This window comes from Candidatus Nitrosacidococcus sp. I8 (assembly GCF_945836005.1).
GTDB lineage: Bacteria > Pseudomonadota > Gammaproteobacteria > Nitrosococcales > Nitrosococcaceae > Nitrosacidococcus.
The window spans coordinates 1,087,680-1,107,608 of record NZ_OX241534.1 but is presented as its reverse complement, the minus strand read 5'-3'; the positions used below and the strand labels follow the sequence as shown (position 1 = coordinate 1,107,608).

General features: G+C 37.5%; 14 protein-coding genes and 2 tRNA genes. 10 read left to right on the top strand and 6 right to left on the bottom strand.

Annotated features, from left to right (window positions below; genetic code table 11):
• Window positions 1–169: 169 nt before the first annotated feature.
• From OOL07_RS05490 to OOL07_RS05480, 3 genes are all read left to right on the top strand, one after another.
• Window positions 170–2,143: a site-specific DNA-methyltransferase gene (locus OOL07_RS05490; RefSeq protein WP_264695494.1), complete on the top strand. Its 1,974-nt coding sequence runs from the start codon at window positions 170–172 to the stop codon at window positions 2,141–2,143.
• Between the two features lie 120 nt (window positions 2,144–2,263).
• Entirely contained in the window at window positions 2,264–4,222 is a 1,959-nt protein-coding gene (locus tag OOL07_RS05485) for a type III restriction-modification system endonuclease (protein WP_319804044.1), read from the top strand.
• Window positions 4,182–5,042, top strand: coding sequence for a restriction endonuclease (locus OOL07_RS05480; protein ID WP_264695493.1), 861 nt, complete (start codon window positions 4,182–4,184; stop codon window positions 5,040–5,042). Before OOL07_RS05485 ends, OOL07_RS05480 begins: the two co-directional genes overlap by 41 nt.
• 28 nt (window positions 5,043–5,070) lie before the next feature.
• Here the strand turns inward: OOL07_RS05480 and OOL07_RS05475 are convergent, their stop codons facing one another.
• Both OOL07_RS05475 and OOL07_RS05470 read right to left on the bottom strand, forming a co-directional pair.
• Complete coding sequence (locus tag OOL07_RS05475) at window positions 5,071–6,276, bottom strand: MFS transporter (protein WP_264695492.1); 1,206 nt, start codon at window positions 6,274–6,276, stop codon at window positions 5,071–5,073.
• 40 nt (window positions 6,277–6,316) lie between these two features.
• Entirely contained in the window at window positions 6,317–7,030 is a 714-nt protein-coding gene (locus OOL07_RS05470; RefSeq protein ID WP_264695491.1) for a hypothetical protein, read from the bottom strand.
• A 117-nt stretch (window positions 7,031–7,147) separates the two neighbouring features.
• Here OOL07_RS05470 and OOL07_RS05465 point away from each other — a divergent pair, with 117 nt between their 5' ends.
• Complete coding sequence (locus tag OOL07_RS05465) at window positions 7,148–7,489, top strand: DMT family protein (protein WP_264695490.1); 342 nt, start codon at window positions 7,148–7,150, stop codon at window positions 7,487–7,489.
• 13 nt (window positions 7,490–7,502) lie between these two features.
• On the opposite strand, the gene OOL07_RS05460 is transcribed toward OOL07_RS05465, so the two are convergent.
• Window positions 7,503–9,317, bottom strand: coding sequence for a UvrD-helicase domain-containing protein (locus tag OOL07_RS05460; RefSeq protein ID WP_264695489.1), 1,815 nt, complete (start codon window positions 9,315–9,317; stop codon window positions 7,503–7,505).
• Window positions 9,318–9,406: 89 nt separating this feature from the next.
• Here OOL07_RS05460 and sbcD point away from each other — a divergent pair, with 89 nt between their 5' ends.
• Together sbcD and OOL07_RS05450 are read left to right on the top strand one after the other, a co-directional pair.
• On the top strand, window positions 9,407–10,633 hold the full coding sequence (gene sbcD / locus OOL07_RS05455; RefSeq protein WP_264695488.1) for an exonuclease subunit SbcD: 1,227 nt from the start codon (window positions 9,407–9,409) through the stop codon (window positions 10,631–10,633).
• Window positions 10,630–13,488 carry an AAA family ATPase gene (locus tag OOL07_RS05450; protein ID WP_264695487.1) on the top strand — a complete coding sequence of 953 codons (2,859 nt, stop codon included), beginning with the start codon at window positions 10,630–10,632 and terminating at the stop codon, window positions 13,486–13,488. Before sbcD ends, OOL07_RS05450 begins: the two co-directional genes overlap by 4 nt.
• Window positions 13,489–13,507: 19 nt before the next feature.
• On the opposite strand, the gene OOL07_RS05445 is transcribed toward OOL07_RS05450, so the two are convergent.
• Together OOL07_RS05445 and OOL07_RS05440 are read right to left on the bottom strand one after the other, a co-directional pair.
• Window positions 13,508–13,584, bottom strand: a tRNA-Glu gene (locus tag OOL07_RS05445).
• A 13-nt stretch (window positions 13,585–13,597) separates the two neighbouring features.
• A tRNA-Ala gene (locus OOL07_RS05440) sits at window positions 13,598–13,673 on the bottom strand.
• A 124-nt stretch (window positions 13,674–13,797) separates the two neighbouring features.
• Here OOL07_RS05440 and OOL07_RS05435 point away from each other — a divergent pair.
• Genes OOL07_RS05435 through rsmA form a run of 4 tightly spaced genes read left to right on the top strand, consistent with a single transcriptional unit; the run spans window position 13,798 to window position 19,253 of the window.
• Window positions 13,798–16,128 carry an LPS-assembly protein LptD gene (locus OOL07_RS05435; protein ID WP_264695486.1) on the top strand — a complete coding sequence of 777 codons (2,331 nt, stop codon included), beginning with the start codon at window positions 13,798–13,800 and terminating at the stop codon, window positions 16,126–16,128.
• A gap of 20 nt (window positions 16,129–16,148) precedes the next feature.
• The gene (locus OOL07_RS05430) at window positions 16,149–17,450 is read left to right on the top strand and encodes a peptidylprolyl isomerase (protein WP_264695485.1); all 1,302 of its coding nucleotides are present in this window, start codon (window positions 16,149–16,151) and stop codon (window positions 17,448–17,450) included.
• A complete protein-coding gene (gene pdxA / locus OOL07_RS05425) occupies window positions 17,450–18,457 on the top strand; it encodes a 4-hydroxythreonine-4-phosphate dehydrogenase PdxA (protein WP_264695484.1) in 1,008 nt (335 codons plus the stop codon). The genes OOL07_RS05430 and pdxA overlap by 1 nt, the downstream gene beginning before the upstream one ends.
• 1 nt (window position 18,458) lies before the next feature.
• Window positions 18,459–19,253, top strand: coding sequence for a 16S rRNA (adenine(1518)-N(6)/adenine(1519)-N(6))-dimethyltransferase RsmA (gene rsmA / locus OOL07_RS05420; RefSeq protein ID WP_264695483.1), 795 nt, complete (start codon window positions 18,459–18,461; stop codon window positions 19,251–19,253).
• On the opposite strand, the gene OOL07_RS05415 is transcribed toward rsmA, so the two are convergent.
• Window positions 19,248–19,844, bottom strand: coding sequence for a Maf family protein (locus OOL07_RS05415; protein ID WP_264695482.1), 597 nt, complete (start codon window positions 19,842–19,844; stop codon window positions 19,248–19,250). The two genes, rsmA and OOL07_RS05415, sit on opposite strands and share 6 nt — an antisense overlap.
• Window positions 19,845–19,929 lie beyond the last annotated feature (85 nt).

The window sequence follows — 19,929 nt, the reverse complement described above, 5'->3', positions numbered from 1 at the left end:
TCTCCACTTAGATCCAATCCTTCTTAGCAATCCTTTACAGTCAGTTTATTGATTATACAAATATATTAGATTAAATATAATTAATATCTATTTGTATTTATTGATAATGATAAAATAATAAAAATAAATTAATAACTATAACTAACTTAAAACCATCTAGGAGATAAAAATGAGCAGTATTGATGCTAGGGTGGAGTCTTTATCAAAATTCACCCAAAATTCTATTACCCATAATATTCATATTCCTAGTGAGCTGGATTTATTACAAACTCATTTTTCTCAATATTTTGATAAAAGCGGTCAGTTTTTACTCGATAAATTCACTCAAGCCCTAGGTAGGCAAGAAATTGACATATCTGAAGAAAGCTATTCTATGGGTTGGTTGGGTAAGAATTATGCCCGATTACTTGCCACCGATCCTGCCACCACTTTATTAAAAGAAGACACCCTCCATAACAATCAACTGGAACATACTCAATCCCAAAATCTGTTGATTAAAGGCGATAACCTTGAGGTATTAAAGCACTTAGTTGGTGCATACCATGAACAGGTGAAAATGATTTACATTGATCCGCCCTATAACACAGGCAATGATGGCTTTGTCTATCAGGACAATCGGAAATACCGTGCTGAAGAATTACAGAAAATATTAGATATTGACGAGGAACAAGCCAAACGCATTCTAAACTTTACCCAAAGTAAGAGTAATAGCCATAGTGCATGGCTCACATTTATGTACCCTCGGCTTTATATTGCCAAACAACTGCTTCGGGAAGATGGGGTGATTTTTATCTCCATTGATGATAATGAAGTGGCTCAACTCAAAATGCTCATGGATGATGTATTTGGGGAAGAAAACAGTATTGCCCAAATTCCATGGAAAGGAAAAGGAGGTGGAGCTGATAATAAATTTTTGATAGTTGCACATGAATACATTTGTATGTATTCAAAAAGTAGATTCACTATTGGGGAACAAATTAAGAAGGATGAAAAATTTCCAAAATACGACGGTGGCAAAAAAAGATTCTATAAAACTCAACTTGCCAGAAAATGGGGAGCAAATAGCCGTAGATTAGATAGACCTAATCTATTCTATTCCATCTCTGCTCCAGATGGAGCAACTGTGTATCCTATGTTACCACAAGGAGAAGATGGACGTTGGAGGTGGAAAAAACAAAAAATGTTAGATGAAATACAACAAGGGAATATAGAATTTCTTAAAGATGAAGAGTCTGGAACTTATATAGTTTATGAAAAGATATATCAACCGTTAGAAGGCGAATACAATACAAAAAAATTTTCTACTTGGATCGACTACGCTAAAAACACAGCACGTGGAAGTGAAGAAGTAGGGACATTGTTTGATACCCTTATTAAGGTATTTAATTTTCCAAAACCAACAGTATTAATTAAGTGCTTATTACAAATTGGTAATACACAGGAGGATGACATAATCCTCGATTTCTTTGCTGGTTCTGGCACGACTGGGGATGCAGTAATGCAACTCAATGCAGAAGATGGGGGAAACAGAAAATATATTCTGGTGCAGCTAAATGAAGCTATTGATCCCAAGAAAAATAAAACTGCTTATGATTTTGTGAAGGATGAGCTAGGAGTAAAAAATCCTACTATTTTTGAGATTACCAAAGAACGGCTGATTCGAGCTGGTAATAAAATTAAGAAAGAAAAACCAGAATATACAGGGGATCTAGGCTTTAAAGTATTTGAAACTACCCCTATTTGGGAAAATTATCATCAAGAAGCAGAGGAGCAGGAGCAGTATCAGCTATTTAATCACAGTACCCTTACCCCTGAAGATATGCAAACTTTGCTCACCACTTGGAAAACCTATGATGGGTTTCTGCTTACTCAAGCCTTAATTGCTAAAGATTTAGCAGGCTATGATGCTTATTATGGGAGCCATACTGGGGGGAATTATCTCTATCTTATGAATCAAGGATTTACTACCTATCATCTAATTAGCCTATTACAAACCATGGATGGGGATAGGGAATTTAGTCCTACTGTGGTGGTGTGTTTTGGTTATTATTTTGATAGTAAAAGTTTGCGTGAGCTGGCAGAGAGTTTAAAGCCAGAGAATAATAAAAAACTTAGCCAGATTAAGCTAGAAATTAGGTATTAAGCCATGGCAGAGTTTAACTTTGAAAATGATCTTGATCATCAAACCAAGGCAGTGGAAAGTGTGGTTGGCGTATTTGCCGATCTGCCTATAGAAAAAATATCAGGAGTATAAAGCGATGGTATTAATCCTGTATTTCAATATCAAAATCAACCTATTTATTATGACAATATCCGTAAGATTCAACAAAGCTTTGGGATTATCGAGGAGATAAAAAAAGATGGTTCTATCATTGATGTGATGATGGAAACTGGCACAGGGAAAACCTATACTTACACCAAAACTATTTTTGAACTCAATAAAGCCTATGGAATTTTTAAATTTATTGTGGTGGTACCTACCTTACCCATCAAGGCAGGAACCATTAGTTTTTTAAAATCCGAGAGTTGTCGCCGTCATTTTCATCATCAATATCAAAAAACCCTTGAGTTACATAGTGTAGAGAGCCAAAACCAAAAGAAGCGTAAAAAGCCTAGTTTTCCTCTAGCGGCTAGTCATTTTGTAGAGGCAGGTAATTTTGATAAAAATCATATTCAGGTATTAGTGATTAACTCTGGAATGATTAATTCCGAGACCATGACACGGTCGTTTGATAAAACCTTATTTGATCGCTATAACACGCCCATGGAAGCCTTGGCAGCCACTAACGCTTTTATGATTATTGATGAACCCCACAAGTTTAATCAGGATAAAAAAACATGGGAGAATATTCAAAAAATAAGACCCCAGTTTGTTTTACGCTATGGAGCGACTTTTAAAAAACATGAAAACCTAGTTTATCGCCTCACTGCCATTGAATCCTTTAATCGTGGGTTGGTGAAAGGGATTAATGGTTATATTGCCGAGTTTGACGCAGGTAAAAATGCTTTAGTAAAGCTAGTCAGTACTGATGGGCGTGAAGCAAGTTTTAAGCTTACGGAAGGTAAATCTCATCAATCTGTCAAATTAACTAAATGGGAGTCTTTAAGCCGGATTCATCCTGCTATGACGGGCTTAACTATAGAAGGGTTAAATAAAACTGTAGTAGTGCTTTCCAATGGGTTGGAGCTAGAACGGGGAAATAAGATCAATCCTTATTCTTATGCGCAAACAGTACAAGAAAAAATGATACAAACCGCAGTCCATGAGCATTTTCAGTTAGAAAAACAGCTCCTGACTCGTGAGATACGGATTAAACCACTCACCTTATTTTTTATTGATCAGATAGAAGAATACCGTAATGAGGAGGGTTATTTAAGCAAAACCCTAGAGCAGTGCGTGCAATCTGAAGTCAAAACATTATTAGCAACAGAGCAGGATTTGCGGTATCGGGAATATCTTGAACGAACTTTAGAGGATTTATCCCAAACCCATGGAGGATATTTTTCAAAGGACAACGCAGAAAAAGATGAAGACATTGCACAGGAAGTCAATGAAATCCTTCATGATAAACAAGCACTATTGGATCTAAATAATCCAAGGCGATTTATTTTTTCAAAATGGACTTTGCGTGAGGGTTGGGATAATCCCAATGTATTTCAGATTTGCAAATTACGCAGTAGTGGCAGTGAAATATCAAAACTACAAGAAGTAGGGCGAGGGTTACGCCTACCTGTCAATGAATATGGCAATCGGGTTAAAGAAGAACAATTTTATTTAAATTATTTTGTAGATTTTTCAGAGAGTGAATTTATTGATCAGTTAGTGAATGAAATCAATGAGCAATCGGGGATAGAAAATACACCACCAGAAAAATTAACCAATGGGATGATCAAAGCTTTATTGGGAGGTTATAGTCAATTTGCTCATGATGAAAATCAGTTACTCAAGCAGCTTATTGAAGAAGATCAGATCATTGAGTTTAACAAAACTTTTAAAGTAGATGGCTTTGAAAAACTTAAAACGCTTTATCCCGATATTTTCCAAAAACTAAAAGAAGGCGTAGTTAAGCGTAGTGATAAAAAAGCAAATAAAATTACGGTGCGTACTGAACGCTATCATGAACTTAAAACCCTGTGGGAAAAACTCAATGAGAAAGTGATTCTAGAGTATCAATTTAAGAATGAAGCGGAATTTAAGGCATTGCTTATTAGTTTTTTTTAAAAGCGATGGTTTAGAAAAACAGCTTAAAGAGGATTATCTGAAAATACGCCAAGCAAAGATTGAGGTTAAAAATAATCAAGCGAGTAGTCATCCTATTGAATCCGTAAGCGATGGGCATGCTACCAAAATAACCACCCTGAGCTATAGCCAGTTTTTAACTCAGCTAGCAACGTCTTTGAGTATCAATAGAATCACCTTGCATCAAGCTATGGGGGAAGCCATGGCAGAGTTAAATATCAATCAATATTTAAATGCCACCACCTTACGAGCGATTAAGGGGCAGTTTAATACTTATCTGATGACTCATGCCATCGACAAGTTTAGTATTGATTATCAGCAAATCTCCAATCAAATTCATCCGACTAAATTGACGGATTGCCAAGGTAATGTGCTAAAAGAAATCAATGGAGCAGATATTGGCATATGCTGTGAGGATGAAGCCGTGGCAGACAATTATTTTTTTGAAGAGTTGTACTACGATTCCGAGCTAGAAAAAGAGAATATTCAAGCTCATATCAAAGAGGTGATTGTGTTTACCAAAATTCCTAAGAATTCAATCAGAATTCCAGTGGCTGGCGGTACTACTTATTCTCCTGATTTCGCTTATGTGATTGAATATACTGATGGCAAGAAAAAACTTAACTTTATTATTGAAAGCAAAGGGATAGAGAGTGATGAAGAATTAAGAGCAGTAGAAAAAGCCAAGATTGATCATGCGAGAAGGTTTTTTGGCAAAAGCATTGATATTCAATTTAAAACCCAATTTAGTCAGAATAAAATGATTGATCTGATTGAAGAGATTCGTAGCCAGTGTCATTAGTGTTTATTTAATTTTTTACTTCTCTGCCCTAGGTGTGACTCATTATTTGATTAGATCTATTTAAGTGTAAAGTCTCTGGCATGGCAAGCCAGAGCAATAGTAAGGCTATGATGCCCATGCCAGAGAGGAATAAAAATGCTGTGTTGTAACCTAAATGATCTGCAATATAACCTGCAACTAAATTACTCAGTGCTGCCCCTAACCCCCAACAGGCAGAGGCAGCACCTAGGGTTAAATTATAACGCCCCGTTCCTCGAGTAAGATCAGCAATCACAATGTAGAATAAAGCTCCAAAAATTCCTGCTCCAATCCCATCCAGCAGTTGAACAGAGACCAGATAATAGGAATTGTCAGAAAGGGTATAGAGAAATCCTCGAATGGGTAATACTAAAAAACCCACTAAAAAAATAGGCTTTCTCCCTATAATGTCTGCTTTGCGACCCACATAGATCGCCATGGGGATCATAATGACTTGGGCAACAATAATACAAGCCCCCATCACTAAACTTGCTTCATTAGGATGATCTTGTGCTACTTTTTGCCCTATTAAAGGTAGCATGGCAGCATTAGCAAAATGGAAGAGGGTGATTGCGGTGGTAAAAATTAACAATGGTGGATATTTAAATAGTTCTGTAAAACTCATCGGAGCTTGCTGATCTTTAGTTGCCCCTCTTGCTGCTTTGTAATCAATGATTTTACTATCAATTTTTAATACGGTACCGATACTAAAAATAGCCATAAACGCAACAAACCATAATACCGCACCGGGATTGATCCACCAGCCAGCCACCCCAGCCAAGAGGGCAGAAAGAATATTGCCGCCATGGTTAAAGGCTTCATTGCGACTCACTTGTCGGGTAAATTTACTAGCTCCCACAATCCCAAGAGAAATAGCGGCAATAGCAGGGGGAAATACCGTATCAAAAATGCCAATCACTGTTTGGGTAATGGCAATCGACCAAAATCCAGAAAGATAAGTGGTGATGACGGAACAGATGGCAACGATTCCTGCAGAAACCGCAATGAGTTCTCGCTTTCGGACAACTTGATCGACAAGTCCTCCCATTGGAATACGAGCAAGAACAGTTGCTACCCCTAAAATCGCCATCACAATACCAATGTTGCTGGTGCTCCAGTGCTGGCTAGCAAGGTAAATGGCTAAAAAAGGACCTAGCCCATCTTTTACATCGGCAATAAAGAAATTAAGCCAATCTAGGGCAGGATATTGTTTCATTATTATTTATATATTTTCTTCTTTGAATTTTATTTGGTGATTAACGTGGTGGTGGAGGAGGTCTTTTTCCTGATCTTGGTCCCAACCCTGGTCTTTCTACTGAAATTAACTGATCTTTAGAAATACCCATACGATTTACTTCAATTACCCGGCCTAGCACATTATTGGTTTCATTTCCTTCAATAAATAAGTGTTGCCCTTGATGAGTAAGTTCAGAGAATCGGTAGGATTCTGGGGGTGGAAAATGCAATATGGTGCCATCTTGAAGTAGAATTCCATTGATCTCTCCTTGAGGTCCATGTAAAGCGGTACGCACTTCTCCTTCTGTTTCTATATAGTTAAATCTGCCTTTTTTGGGACCAAAATCTGTAATTGTTTTTCCGGTGGCTTCGTTAGTGATTGAAAATGCTTCTATCAAAGGAAGATTCATTGCCTTTAAACCGTGAATCGTAACTTTATCACTGGGATGCACAAAATAAGCAACTACAGATGAAAGATGGGGAGGAGTTTTGATTTCTGTCCCATCGTTCATAAATAGACCGTCAATATCCCCCTTGGGACTAAGAAGATATTGCTGAATTGTTCCTGAATAAACAGGTAATTGTTCAGGGTTATACATAGGAGCTACCCTAGGTGGGGCAGGAGGTGCAGTACCAGTAGGTGATTGAGGTGGTGGATTCTGGGAAAAAACATGGGTAGAAAAAGCAACGATTCCCATGGCAAAAAGATTCTTGATGATTATATTACGCATCATTTTCTCCTCAAACTATTAAGTTTAGTTTGAGAATTTGATTTATCCACTTATCGCAAGGAGATAGTTTAAATCAAGATATGCTATATAAGAAATTTAATAATTTAAGGAGCATCTTAAATGAAACCCATTATTGCCACCGTTGGTTTACTTTGTTTGAGTAATTTATTTATGACCTTTGCTTGGTATGGGCATTTGAAAGGATTGAGTAGCCAGCCTTGGTTTATTGCTGCTTTTATTAGTTGGGGCATTGCGTTGTTTGAATATCTACTTCAAGTGCCTGCCAATCGTATTGGATATACGGTATTAACTGTAGGTCAGCTTAAAATACTACAAGAGGCGATTAGCCTAACTGTATTTGTTCCTTTTGCCGTGATTTATTTTCATGCCCCCTTAAAAATGAATTATCTATGGGCGGGGCTGTGTATTTTAGGGGCAGTCTATTTTATTTTTAAAGATTGAATTTAATAAATCACTAAAACTGTTTTGCCTCTTTTAGTGCTTCTGGCAGATATTTACTGGGTATAAATAGTTTATTTTTTGTTCTGGTAACTGCTACATAAAGCACGTTGATTTCCTCAATGGCTCTAGTCTTTAGGGCGTGTGCAATATTTTTGATTAACCCTTGATCTTTACCTGTGAGGCAGGGGAGCAGGAGGTTTACTAAGTTTTCAAAATGTAAGTTTAGTAACTCTGATTTTAGTTCTTGAATAATTTCATTGAGTGATTTGCTTAGTTTAGCCTGATTAAAGCTTTCCAGGTTTATATAGTTTTTATCAAAGCTATTTTTGTGGGTAGTATTAGCGTAATTCAAGATAGAAAATAAGGTATGGGCGATTTCATTTTCTTGGTCACCATTATTTTTCCTAATATCTATGAAATGAGTTAATAGCTCATTATTTACATTCTTTTTTAGAGTGTTAATATCAATAAAATCTTCGGTGATTTCCACCTGATCATATTCCATCCCTTTGCTTCGATGGACGGTAGAAAATATGATCTCAGCATCTTGTTTATTTTCCACATGATTACCTTTAAGTGTTTGAATCATATCAGGAAGATTATTTTTGTATTTCTCAACTAAATCAATGAGCATTTGTAGCTCGTTATCTCCTGAGTCTTCAGCATATTTCTTTATGTCGGCAAAGCTCTCCATTTTTTTGATAAGCGCATCCCTAATTTTCCAATGATTATGATGGTATAGATTTAACACATCGTAGAGAGAACCTCCTGTATCTGCATAGGTATAGGAGTTAATGTTCCCTTCAAAATAAATTTTATTGGCTGATTTCCGTTCAATAACTAACTCAATGGCTTTGCTCAGTAGGGCAATATTGCCTCGGGCAAGCACTGCTTTTGAAATAAGAGATTGGGATTTTCCTGTACCGGTAATGGTTGGTGCAATAGGAGTATTAAATATATTTTTAAATTGCAGGATATGCGCGCTTAAATGAGCAATGTTTTGAGGAAATCTAAAACTATTGGTTAAATGATAGGTGTCATAGTCTACTTTTTCTAAAGAATTAATGGCATATCGCCAGCCATAAATTTGCTGATGAGCATCGCCCACAATGACTTTTGTGGCATTTTGCTTTAAAAAGACATCCAACATAACCTCCGAGGCATCTTGCCCCTCATCAAACAAAATATAATCGTAGGGTAGCTTAGGTTCAGAGAGCTGAAATTTTTTCAGATAAAAATCATGAGTAATCTCTATTGCTCCATCCTCCATTTTCTTGAAAAATTCCTCTGCCTTAGTTGCAATTAATGGGTAATACTGATGGACGATGGTATAAACGCTGGCAGGAAGTTTAGCTACTCTTAGAGCATTTAAATAATCTAGTGCCTTTAAATTCATCTCACTGCTATTACAGAAATACACCATATATCTATAAATATGGTTAGCAAGGATATAGTGTAAGTATTTATCTTTATTCTTTTCTTTCTTAAAATTATTTAAAATTCCGTTATCTATATTTAATAATTCGGAAATTTCATAGGTTTTATAATTATTTCTTTTTATCTGATATTGCTTGTTTCGCATAATATAGCCATAAGCAAGCCCATGGGCAGTGTAGGCATGGGCATTGGATAGCCCTGCTTGTTGAAATTTCTCTTTTGCTTCTTGTTGCACCGTTTTATTAAAAGCGAGATATAAAATCCTGCTCTCTTTAGGGCGAGATTTTGCGTACCCAATAATGGTAGCCGTTTTCCCAGAACCAGCCACTGCATTAATTTTAAGATTCCCTTTGGCTTGAATAATTTTTCTTTGCTCTTCAGTAAGATTCATTTGTTTTTGTTTTATCTACTTTTATTTGATTGGATAATTATTTTTAATCATTGAATAATATAATTAGTTTAGATAAAAATTAGAAACCAATGAAAATTATTCATACCTCCGATTGGCACCTTGGGCAGCACTTTATGGGCAAAAGTAGAGAGCTAGAGCATCAGGCATTTTTAGCGTGGCTACTGGATCAAATCAAAATCCATGAAGTAAACGCTTTAATTGTGGCAGGGGATATTTTCGATACAGGAACACCACCTAGCTATGCACGCAAGTTATATAACGATTTTATCGTAGCCTTACTGCCTTTAGGCTGTCAGTTAGTCATTATTGGTGGTAATCATGATTCGGTAGCCACTCTTCATGAATCCCGTGAATTACTCTGCTGCCTAAATTGCTTAGTGGTGGGAGGAATTAGGGAAAATCTAGCAGAGCAGATTCATATTCTCCATGACAAGCAAGGTCAGCCCGGAGCTATTTTATGTGCTGTGCCTTATCTTCGTCCTCAAGAACTAGTCACTAGCCAAGCTGGGGAAAATAGCGATGATAAAGCACAGGGTTTAAGCCAAGCTATTAAACAGCACTATACCAATCTTTATGATCTTGCTTGTGAGAAACGGCAGGAACTAGGTAAAAATTTACCTATCATCGGAACAGGTCATTTAATGGTTTTAGGAGGGCAATCCTCTGAGTCAGTGCGAGATATTTATATTGGTACTTTAGAGGGATTTCCAGCTCAAGCTTTTCCTCCTATGGATTATTTAGCATTGGGTCATCTTCATCGAGGGCAAATTGCAGGAAAACAGGATCATATTCGTTATTCTGGCTCACCGATTCCCTTAAGTTTTGATGAAACTAAGCAAATCAAGCAAGTATTATTAGTAGAGGCTAATCCTAACCAGCCAATTGAAATTAAGTCCCTAAGTATTCCTATATTTCGAAAACTAGCAACGATTAGGGGGAAAATTTCTGAGATTGAAAGCCAGTTTAAAACATTTACCCAATCGGAAATGTTAGATTCCTCCCTAAAACCTAGTTGGTTAGAGGTAGAAATTCAAGACAATGATTATTTGAATAATATTCAAAGTCAACTTCAACCTCTATGGGAAAATTACCCTGTTGAAGTGTTACGAATCAAACGACTGCAGCAAAATATACCAGAGCTAAGAAGAGAGCTTAAAGAGTCGCTATCTGAACTTACGGTAGAAGAAGTGTTTCAACGTCGACTCCAGCTAGAAACATTTGAAGATGACACAGAACAAGAACAACTGACCCAATTATTTAAAGAAATTATTACCACCCTATCAGAAGAAACATGAAAATCCTCAGTCTTCGGCTAAAAAACCTTAACTCCCTTAAGGGAGAATGGAGAATTGATTTTAGAGATCCCAAATTTAATGGCTTGTTTGCAATTATCGGTGCTACCGGGGCTGGGAAATCTACCTTACTCGATGGGATTTGTTTAGCTTTATACCATCAAACTCCACGATTATCTGATACTTATAAGATTATAACTCGCTATACCAGTGAATCTTTGGCTGAAGTGGAATTTCAAGTGGGCGATGAGGTTTATCGGGCTTTTTGGTCTCAAAAACTGGCTCGCAATAAAATTGAGGGTAAACCACAATCGGCTAAGGTGGAATTAGCAAAGGGTAATGGAAAAATTATTGCCAGCCAAGTGAGGGAAAAACTCAATCAAATTGAGCAGATTACTGGGCTGGATTTTGCTCGCTTTACTAAAGCGATGCTCCTCGCTCAAGGGGGCTTTGCTGCTTTTCTAAATGCCAGTGCCAATGAGAAGGCAGCATTATTAGAAGAGCTGACCGGTACGGAAATTTATGGGGAAATTTCTCGAAGAGTGTTTGAATCCTATCGTCAACATGAGATAGATTTACATCTTCTGAAAACCAGTGCTGAAAATATAAAATTACTCACACCAGAAGAAGTAATTGAATTAAACCAAATAAAAGAAAATTTAAAAATACAACAAAATCAATATGATAATGAGTTAAAGGCATTAACTCGGCAGCAACAAATTTACGATCAGATTCAAAACTACCAAAAACAATACCAAGCGAAAACCCAAGAAATTTTAGAAAATCAGAATCATCAAAGACAACTGGAAGTTGCCTTGAATAGTATTGAAGCTAATTTAAAGCACTATAAGGGTAAAGAAAACTTAGGAGAGTATCTACCCAAATGGGAAGATCAGTTTAAGCAACGAGTACAGATCTATGATCGGCAGCAAAAAATAGCAGGAGAGATTAACCAGCTTCAGCAAAAAATAGCACTAGGGGTTGTGCAAATTGCAGAACAAGATAAAACTATTGCCGATTTAGGGCAAGAATTAAAATTCTATGAAGCACAACTCACTAAATTTAGCCAAGGAAAAGAGAGCTTACTAGCTGGAATTTCGGAATCTGACTGGAGACTAGATCGGGATCAGCATTTAAAGCAGATTGGAGATTATGAGCGATTAGCTGATTGGCAGCAAGGATTTCAAACAAAGCAAACACAATACAAGGAAAATGAAAGATCTCTTGAAGCATGCCAGATTAATTTAGAGCAAACAAATCAGCAAATAAAAGAGATTAAACAGCAATTTGACCAAGTTCAAGAACACTTAAATATCCTATCTCAGCTGCGAGATCGAGAACGAGAAATTGTGGATCTTGCACAGTATCGGGCAAAACTCCAACCAGATATGCCTTGTCCTTTGTGTGGTGCTACGGAGCATCCTAAGATTACTCAATATAAAGAAATTAATCTTTCAGAAACAGAGCAAAAACTTCAGGATCAAATAGAAAAGCTAAGAGAGCTACAAGAGGAGCATAAAAAACAACAAATTGCTTTGGCTAAATTAGAAGGTCTATATAATCAAAGCAAAAAAGATCTAATAGAAAATATTAAAGCACGACAGGAGCTAAATAATAAGTGGCTTGAAGCAGCGAGCGGATTAAATATTTCTCTAAAAATTGAACAGACACAAGAGTTTAATATCTTATTTAAAGAAATTAAGCAAAAAATTTCTGATTTAGACGAAATAAATAAACAATTAAATTCTATTAATCTCGGGCTAGAGCAAAAGAAAGAACAGCAAGGAAAAATAGAGCAGCAAATTGAAGAAAAAAAGCATAAACGAGATCTGGCAATCCAAGAGAATAATAACCACCATCAAACTAGCACCCACTTGAAAATACATCTGATAGAGCTGGCACAAGAATACAAAAACTTAGAGCAGCAACTGATTAAATTTTTAAAAGGATTTTCTTTAGATCTGCCCTTACTAGTGCAGCAAAATGATTGGCTTGCAATGCAACAATCCCGATGGAAAGCCTACCAAGGGAAACAAAAGGAATATGAATTAAAGAAAAGTGAGCTTAAGCAAGCACAAGAAAAGCAAAGCTGGCTTGAGGAGGAAAAACGTAAAATTGCCCAAGAAAAAACAGAGCTAGCCGAAAGTAATCCTCAACTTAAAGAAAAAGAGGCGATTAATACAATCAACAATCAAGCGATAGATCGTCAATCAAGCCGAGATTTCATTCTGCAACAACAAGGTGAAATTCAGCAAAAACTCACAAGCAATATAGCTGAACAAAGAAAACAGCAGGATAGTTTGATTATTATTCAAAAACAAGAAAAAAATTATAAACTTTGGGCACAGTTAAACAGTCTAATCGGTTCCAAGGAAGGGGATAAATTTCGCCGCTTTGTCCAAGGTCTCACTTTAGATCACCTGATTGAGTTAGCAAATCAACAGCTAGAAAAATTTCATAACCGCTATCAACTCCGGCGATCATCAGGAGATCAGGAACTAAGATTGGAGATTATAGACACTTGGCAAGGAGATAATTTTCGGGATACCCGGACTTTATCGGGAGGAGAGACTTTTATTGTAAGTCTTGCTCTGGCATTAGCATTGTCAGATTTAGTGAGCCATAAAATGAGTATTGATTCTCTATTTTTAGATGAAGGGTTTGGTACCCTGGATGAAGAGAGCTTAGAGATGGTGTTAGGTGTGTTAGATAGTTTACATGCTAGAGGAAAAACCATTGGGGTAATTTCTCATATTGAAGCACTTAAAGAGCGAATCCCTAATCAAATTTATATTAAGAAAGGAGAGGGATTAGGATACAGTCGGATGGATAAGCGTTTTGTTTTTAACGCTTTATGACAAGCACCTATGAAAAAGGTGGCGTCCCCAAGGGGATTCGAACCCCTGTTACCGCCGTGAAAGGGCGATGTCCTAGGCCGACTAGACGATGGGGACAGGACATTTTATTTGGTGGAGCCAGGCGGGATCGAACCGCCGACCCCTTGCATGCCATGCAAGTGCTCTCCCAGCTGAGCTATGGCCCCGCAAAAAATAAGCATTTTACGTAATTCCTATTAATATATCAAGAATTTATTTTTTTGTCATTGAATGAATGTTAAGAATATATAGATTCTATTCATTTTTCGGTGCTGTTTATTTCAAAACTGGGTGAAACTAAAAAAAAATACTGCCTTTCTAGCTTGGGTTTTTTCCTTATTTTTTTTGTGGTTAGGAGTAAACAATTTAGCTTTAAGTGCTCAAGGACAATTATATCAGTGGGAAAAATGCGGTCCTATGATTGAACCTGCTTCAAAAGATGTGCTTGCCCCGCCAAGTGGCCCTGCTGATATTACCGCTGAGAGTGCCAAGTTAGAAAAAGAGGGGGTTTCTACTTTTCTTGGAGATGTTAAGCTCAGACGAATGGGGCAGTGGCTTGATGCAGATGAGGTATTCTATGATAGACCAGGTCAGACGATAAAAGCATTTGGAGATGTACGTTATCAAGATTCAGGAATAGATATCATTGGAGATGATACTACTATGGATCTACAAATTGATCATAAGGAAATGCATCATGCCCGTTATTTTTTAAGAGATACCCATGGTCGAGGCACTGCTTATAGGATGAGACGTGAAGGAACCGCTAAAACTTTTTTAAGAAATGCCACTTTTACCACCTGCGATGTTGGGAGTAATGCATGGGAGCTTAGGGCAAAAAAAATAGATTTAGATCATGAACAAGGGGTAGGCTGGGCAAAGGGAGTCACTTTTAGGGTTAAGGATTTCCCCATTCTATATTTTCCTAGGATACGTTTTCCTATCGATGATCGGCGTAAATCTGGATTTTTAAGACCTTCGGGGGGGAGCTCTAGTAATACGGGAGCTAATTTTTATATTCCTTATTATTGGAATATTGCCCCTAATCGAGATGCCACTCTAATTCCCCATTATTACGCCGAACGTGGGTTAATGCTTGAAGGAGAATTTCGTTATTTAAATCCCAACAATCAAGGTCAGGTACGGGCTGCTTTTTTACCCGATGATCCAAAACATGGGGGTAGCTCTCGAGGAGCATTTTTCTATCAACACTTTGGTACTCTGACTCCCCGGTTAATTACAAATATTGATGTGAATTATGTTTCAGATAAAACCTACTTTGAAAATTTTAGTAATACCCTAAGCGTTTCTAGTACCTCCATACTGAATAATGAATTTGACCTTATTTATGTGGGTAATGGTTGGAATGCAACTGGGCGGGTACAGGCTTTTAAAAATATTGATCCTGCGATTCCAGATGCCGCATTGCCAGCTCGAAGATTACCTCAATTATTGGTGGATGGGTTTTTACCTAATCGTTTTATGGGATTGGATCTTAAATTTCATGGAGAAGCAGTTAACTTTCAGCGTACTTTTTCATCTAGTGCTGTACGACTAGATTTTTGGCCTACGGTAAGTTTACCTTTTGAACGTCATGGAGTTCATTTTATCCCAAGTGTTGGGATAAGAGATACTCAATATTGGGTAAGAAATAATGAGTCTATTCCTGGAGCAGAAGGGAATATACCTAATTCTAATATCATACAGAATCCAGACTTACTCGGGCTAGGATCTCCAGGATTAGCTCAGTTTGGGGGTAGTGCTAATAGTTCTTTTTTAAGTCGAGTACTTCCAGTACTTAGTTTTGATATGGGTACTACCTTTGATCGGGAAATTAGTTTATTTGGTCATGGACTTCGACAAACTTTAGAACCTCGCGCTTACTATCTCTACGTTCCTTATCAAGATCAAAGTGATTTCCCTATCTTTGATAGTGCTCCTTTAGATTTTTACTTTGCTCGATTGTTTCAGCCTAATCAGTTTACCGGTGCTGATCGGATGAATGATGCTAATCAGATCACTTTTGCCTTAACTAGCCGCTTACTGAGTTCTACTACAGGCAATGAAGTAATGCGGGCTTCTATCGGGCAAATTGAATTTTTCCAAGATCCAAGAGTTACGATGCCCGGCTTCTTGCCCCAGACAGGGTATGGTTCCCAGATTGTTTCAGAATTTGCTGCTCGAATTTCTGAAAATTGGTCCACCACAGAAGAGCTTCGCTATGATCCAGTTCATGATCAAATTGATCTTGGATCTATTGGTGCTCGATATCATAGTAAAAAAAGTGGCATTATATTCAATGCCGATTATCGTTTTCGTCGCCAAGTATTAGAACAAATGGATTTTTCTGGCGTACTTCCTATAGGGAAAAGGTGGAACCTTATTGGACGTTGGTACCATGATATTAAAAATGCTAGAACCCTTGAAGTGCTAGGTGGATTTGAGTATGACAGCTGTTGTTGGACACTTCGTGTATTAGGGCGTGATTATGTCACTAATTTTCAAGGGGATATGAATAAATCCATTATGGTCCAAATGGAATTAAAAGGCTTAGGTAGTATAGGACAAAAAATAGATACCCTACTTGATCGAAGTATCGCTGGCTATAGTTCTCAGTTCTAACTTTAATGGTAGCTAATTTTATGAGAGTAGTTTTTATTCTTTTTAGCCTGTTTTGGATTATCCATAGCTATGGGGCAGGTAATTTGTTTTTAGATCGGATTGTAGCAGTAGTCAATGATGAGGCTATTTTAGAAAGTGAGCTAGAGCAAACTAGCCAAAATATTGAAGCACAATTAGAGGCTAAAGGCGGTCCTATGCCGCCGACAGATATTTTAGAAAAACAAGTATTAGAGCGACTTGTGATGCAACATCTGCAGTTACAACTTGCTGAACGAGTAGGTATTAGAGTGAGTGATGATATGCTCAATGAAGCCCTAAAAAATATTGCTCAACACAACAACTTAACCTTAAGCGAGTTTCGAGATAAATTAAAAGAAAGTAGTATTCCTTTTTCAGCATTTCGAGAAAACGTTCGGGAAGAGATTACTATCTCCCAGCTTCACAAAAGGGAAATAGAAGATCGAATCACGATCAGCGATGCGGAGCTAGACAACTTTATTGCTACTCAAAAAAAGCAGGGCAACCAAGATGCTCAATATCATATTGCCCATATTTTAGTTGCAATACCAGAGGCTTCCTCCCCTGAGGAGATTCAAAAAGCAAAAAAACAGGCACAACAAATTATAGAAAAATTGCGTAGTGGTGCAGATTTTCAAAAAGTAGCCATGAGTTATTCCGATGGCCATCAGGCTTTAGAAGGAGGAGATTTAGGTTGGCGCAAATTATCCCAATTACCTACTTTATTTGTAGATGAAATACCTAAACTTAAAGTAGGAGAACTAAGTAATCCTATTCGTAGCCCAAGTGGTTTTCACATTGTAAAGTTATTAGAAGTTAAAGGCGATGATGTAGGAGAGAAATTAGTACCCCAAGTCCATGCTCGCCATATTCTTATCCGTACCGATGAATTAAAGGGGGATGAGGAGATAGAATTACGTCTCAGTGAGCTTAGACAACGGGCTTTATTAGGAGAGAAATTTACGGAGCTAGCCCGTGCTCACTCAGAAGACAAGGGTAGTGCAATCAAGGGAGGAGATTTAGGCTGGGTTAGCCCTGGTGAGATGGTACCTCAATTTGAGCAGGTAATTTATTCCTTAAACCCAGATGAAATTAGCGAGCCTTTTAAAACCCAATTTGGCTGGCATATTGCCCAAGTAGTGGCTAAAAGAGAGAAAAATATGACCGATTCCTATAGTCGTAATAAGGCAAAGCAAGAGCTTCATGCAAGAAAAGCAGAGGAGAATTTAGAGGATTGGATGCGCCAACTTCGAGACGAGGCCTATGTAGAATACCGCTTAGATAGCTTTAATGGGGAAATTTAGTGTCTACACCGATACAAATCGCATTGACTCCCGGAGAACCTGCTGGCATTGGTCCAGATATAGTTATTGAATTTGCTCAACAATATAGAGAATATGATCTAGTAGTCATTGCTGATCCTGATGTTCTTCTCAGCCGAGCAAAGCAGCGAGGACAATCTTTACAAATTATTCCTTATAATTCTGCATGCTCTGTAGAATCTGGCAAAGTAGGTACTCTCAAAGTGTTGCCGTTATCAACGACTACTCCAGTAATCCCTGGGCAATTGAATCCTAATAATGTTGCTTATATCCTGAATTGCTTACAACGAGGAGTTATAGGGTGTTTAAATAAAGAATTTTCAGCTCTAGTGACCGGACCTATTCACAAAGAAGTGATTAATCAAGCAGGAATTGCTTTTACCGGACATACGGAGTTTTTAGCTCAAGCTTGTAATACCTCACAAGTAGTCATGATGCTTGCTACTTCTGGGCTTAGAGTAGCATTGGCAACTACCCATTTACCTTTGAGTCAGGTTAGTCAAGCTATTACTTATGAAGGATTAATAAATACTATAGAAATTTTACATGATAGCTTGCAGCAAGATTTTGGTATTAGCCATCCTAAAATTTTAATATGCGGCCTTAATCCCCATGCAGGAGAGGGCGGATACTTAGGCGATGAGGAAATAAAAACCATTATCCCCGTTTTGGAGAAATTGCAGGCTAGAGGAATGAATTTAATTGGTCCTCTACCTGCTGATACCTTATTTGTACCTAAATACTTAGAACAAGCGGATGCGGTACTCGCTATGTACCACGATCAAGGATTACCTGTACTCAAGCACTTAGGTTTTGGTCAAGCAGTAAACATTACTTTAGGATTACCTATAATTCGCACTTCAGTAGACCATGGCACAGCCTTAGAGCTAGCAGGTACAGGAAAGGTGAATATAGGCAGTTTAGATACTGCAATCAAAACTGCACTCTATATGGCTAAAAATCGCCAGCAGTATAGGAATATCCATTAAAATGCAGCCTAAAAAGCGCTTTGGCCAACACTTTCTCCATGACCCTTATATTATATGCCAAATTATAGAGGCTATTTGCCCACAACCTAATGATGCTATTGTGGAGATTGGCCCTGGGCAAGGGGCACTTACCTTTCCTTTGTTAAGGAAGATACCTCAGCTTTATGCTATTGAGTTAGATCGAGATCTTGCTAGCTATCTTACTCAGGGGTGTTCCTCTGATTCTATTAAAGGTAAACTTATTTTATATAATCAAGATGCATTACGCTTTGATTTTAGTAAATTAGGAGATCAGCAACCTTTAAGAATTGTAGGTAATTTACCTTATAATATCTCTACTGCCTTACTATTTCATCTATTTACTCAAGCAGATAACATTAAAGATTGCCATTTTATGCTCCAACGGGAAATTGTACTTAGAATGGGAGCAGCACCCAATAGTAAGGATTATGGTCGATTAAGTGTGATGACTCAATTCTATTGCACGGTCATTAGGCTATTTCCCGTAAAACCTGGTGCTTTTCTGCCACCACCTAAAGTAGACTCTATGGTAGTTCGTCTTATCCCCAGAAAAATTTCTTTAGCCCCTGATCTTTCCCCTAGAGTACTCAATCAAATAGTCACTCAAGCTTTTTCACAACGGCGTAAAACTCTAGCCAATAGTTTAAAAGGATGGATAAATGCTGAAGAGCTTACAGAATTAAATATCGATCCTAGACTACGGCCTGAGGCTCTTTCTTTAACACAATACCTCACCTTAGCTCACTACTGGCAGAAAAAAACAACTGATTTATAAAATTGGATAGCCCATTTTATTTAGTAATGTGACCAATTGAATTAGGGGTAATCCAATTAAAGCATTAGGATCAGATCCCTCAAGTCGATCAAACAAGGCAATTCCTAGTCCCTCTGCTTTAAAACTTCCCGCACAATCATAGGGTTGTTCCTGTTGAAGATAGTTTTCTATTTGCTCTTGAGTAAGCGAACGAAAATATACACAAAATGGTTCTATGATAAGTTCCATCTGACCAGTTTTCCCATTCAGTAAACATAATCCCGTATAGAAAATCATTTTTTTCCCGGTAGCTGCTTTGAGTTGAGTAACTGCTCGCTCATGAGTCTCTGGTTTACCTAATATTTTTTCATCTATACTTGCTACTTGATCAGATCCAATAATGAGTCCTTGTGGGAATTGCTCTCTCACCACTTGAGCTTTTTGCTGAGCAAGTCGACCTGATAGCTGTTGTGGTGTTTCTTGTGGTAAAGGGGTTTCATCAATATGTGGTGAATAACACTTAAAAGGAATATTTAAACGTTTTAGTAGTGCCGCTCGATAGGGAGAACTAGAAGCTAATATTAACGGGGGATAAGCATTAAAAATTGCCATGAAATAACTTTTTTATGATCACTATACCTAGCAACAAACCAAAGAATTATTTATATTTACATCATCTATGTAAGCTATATGATAC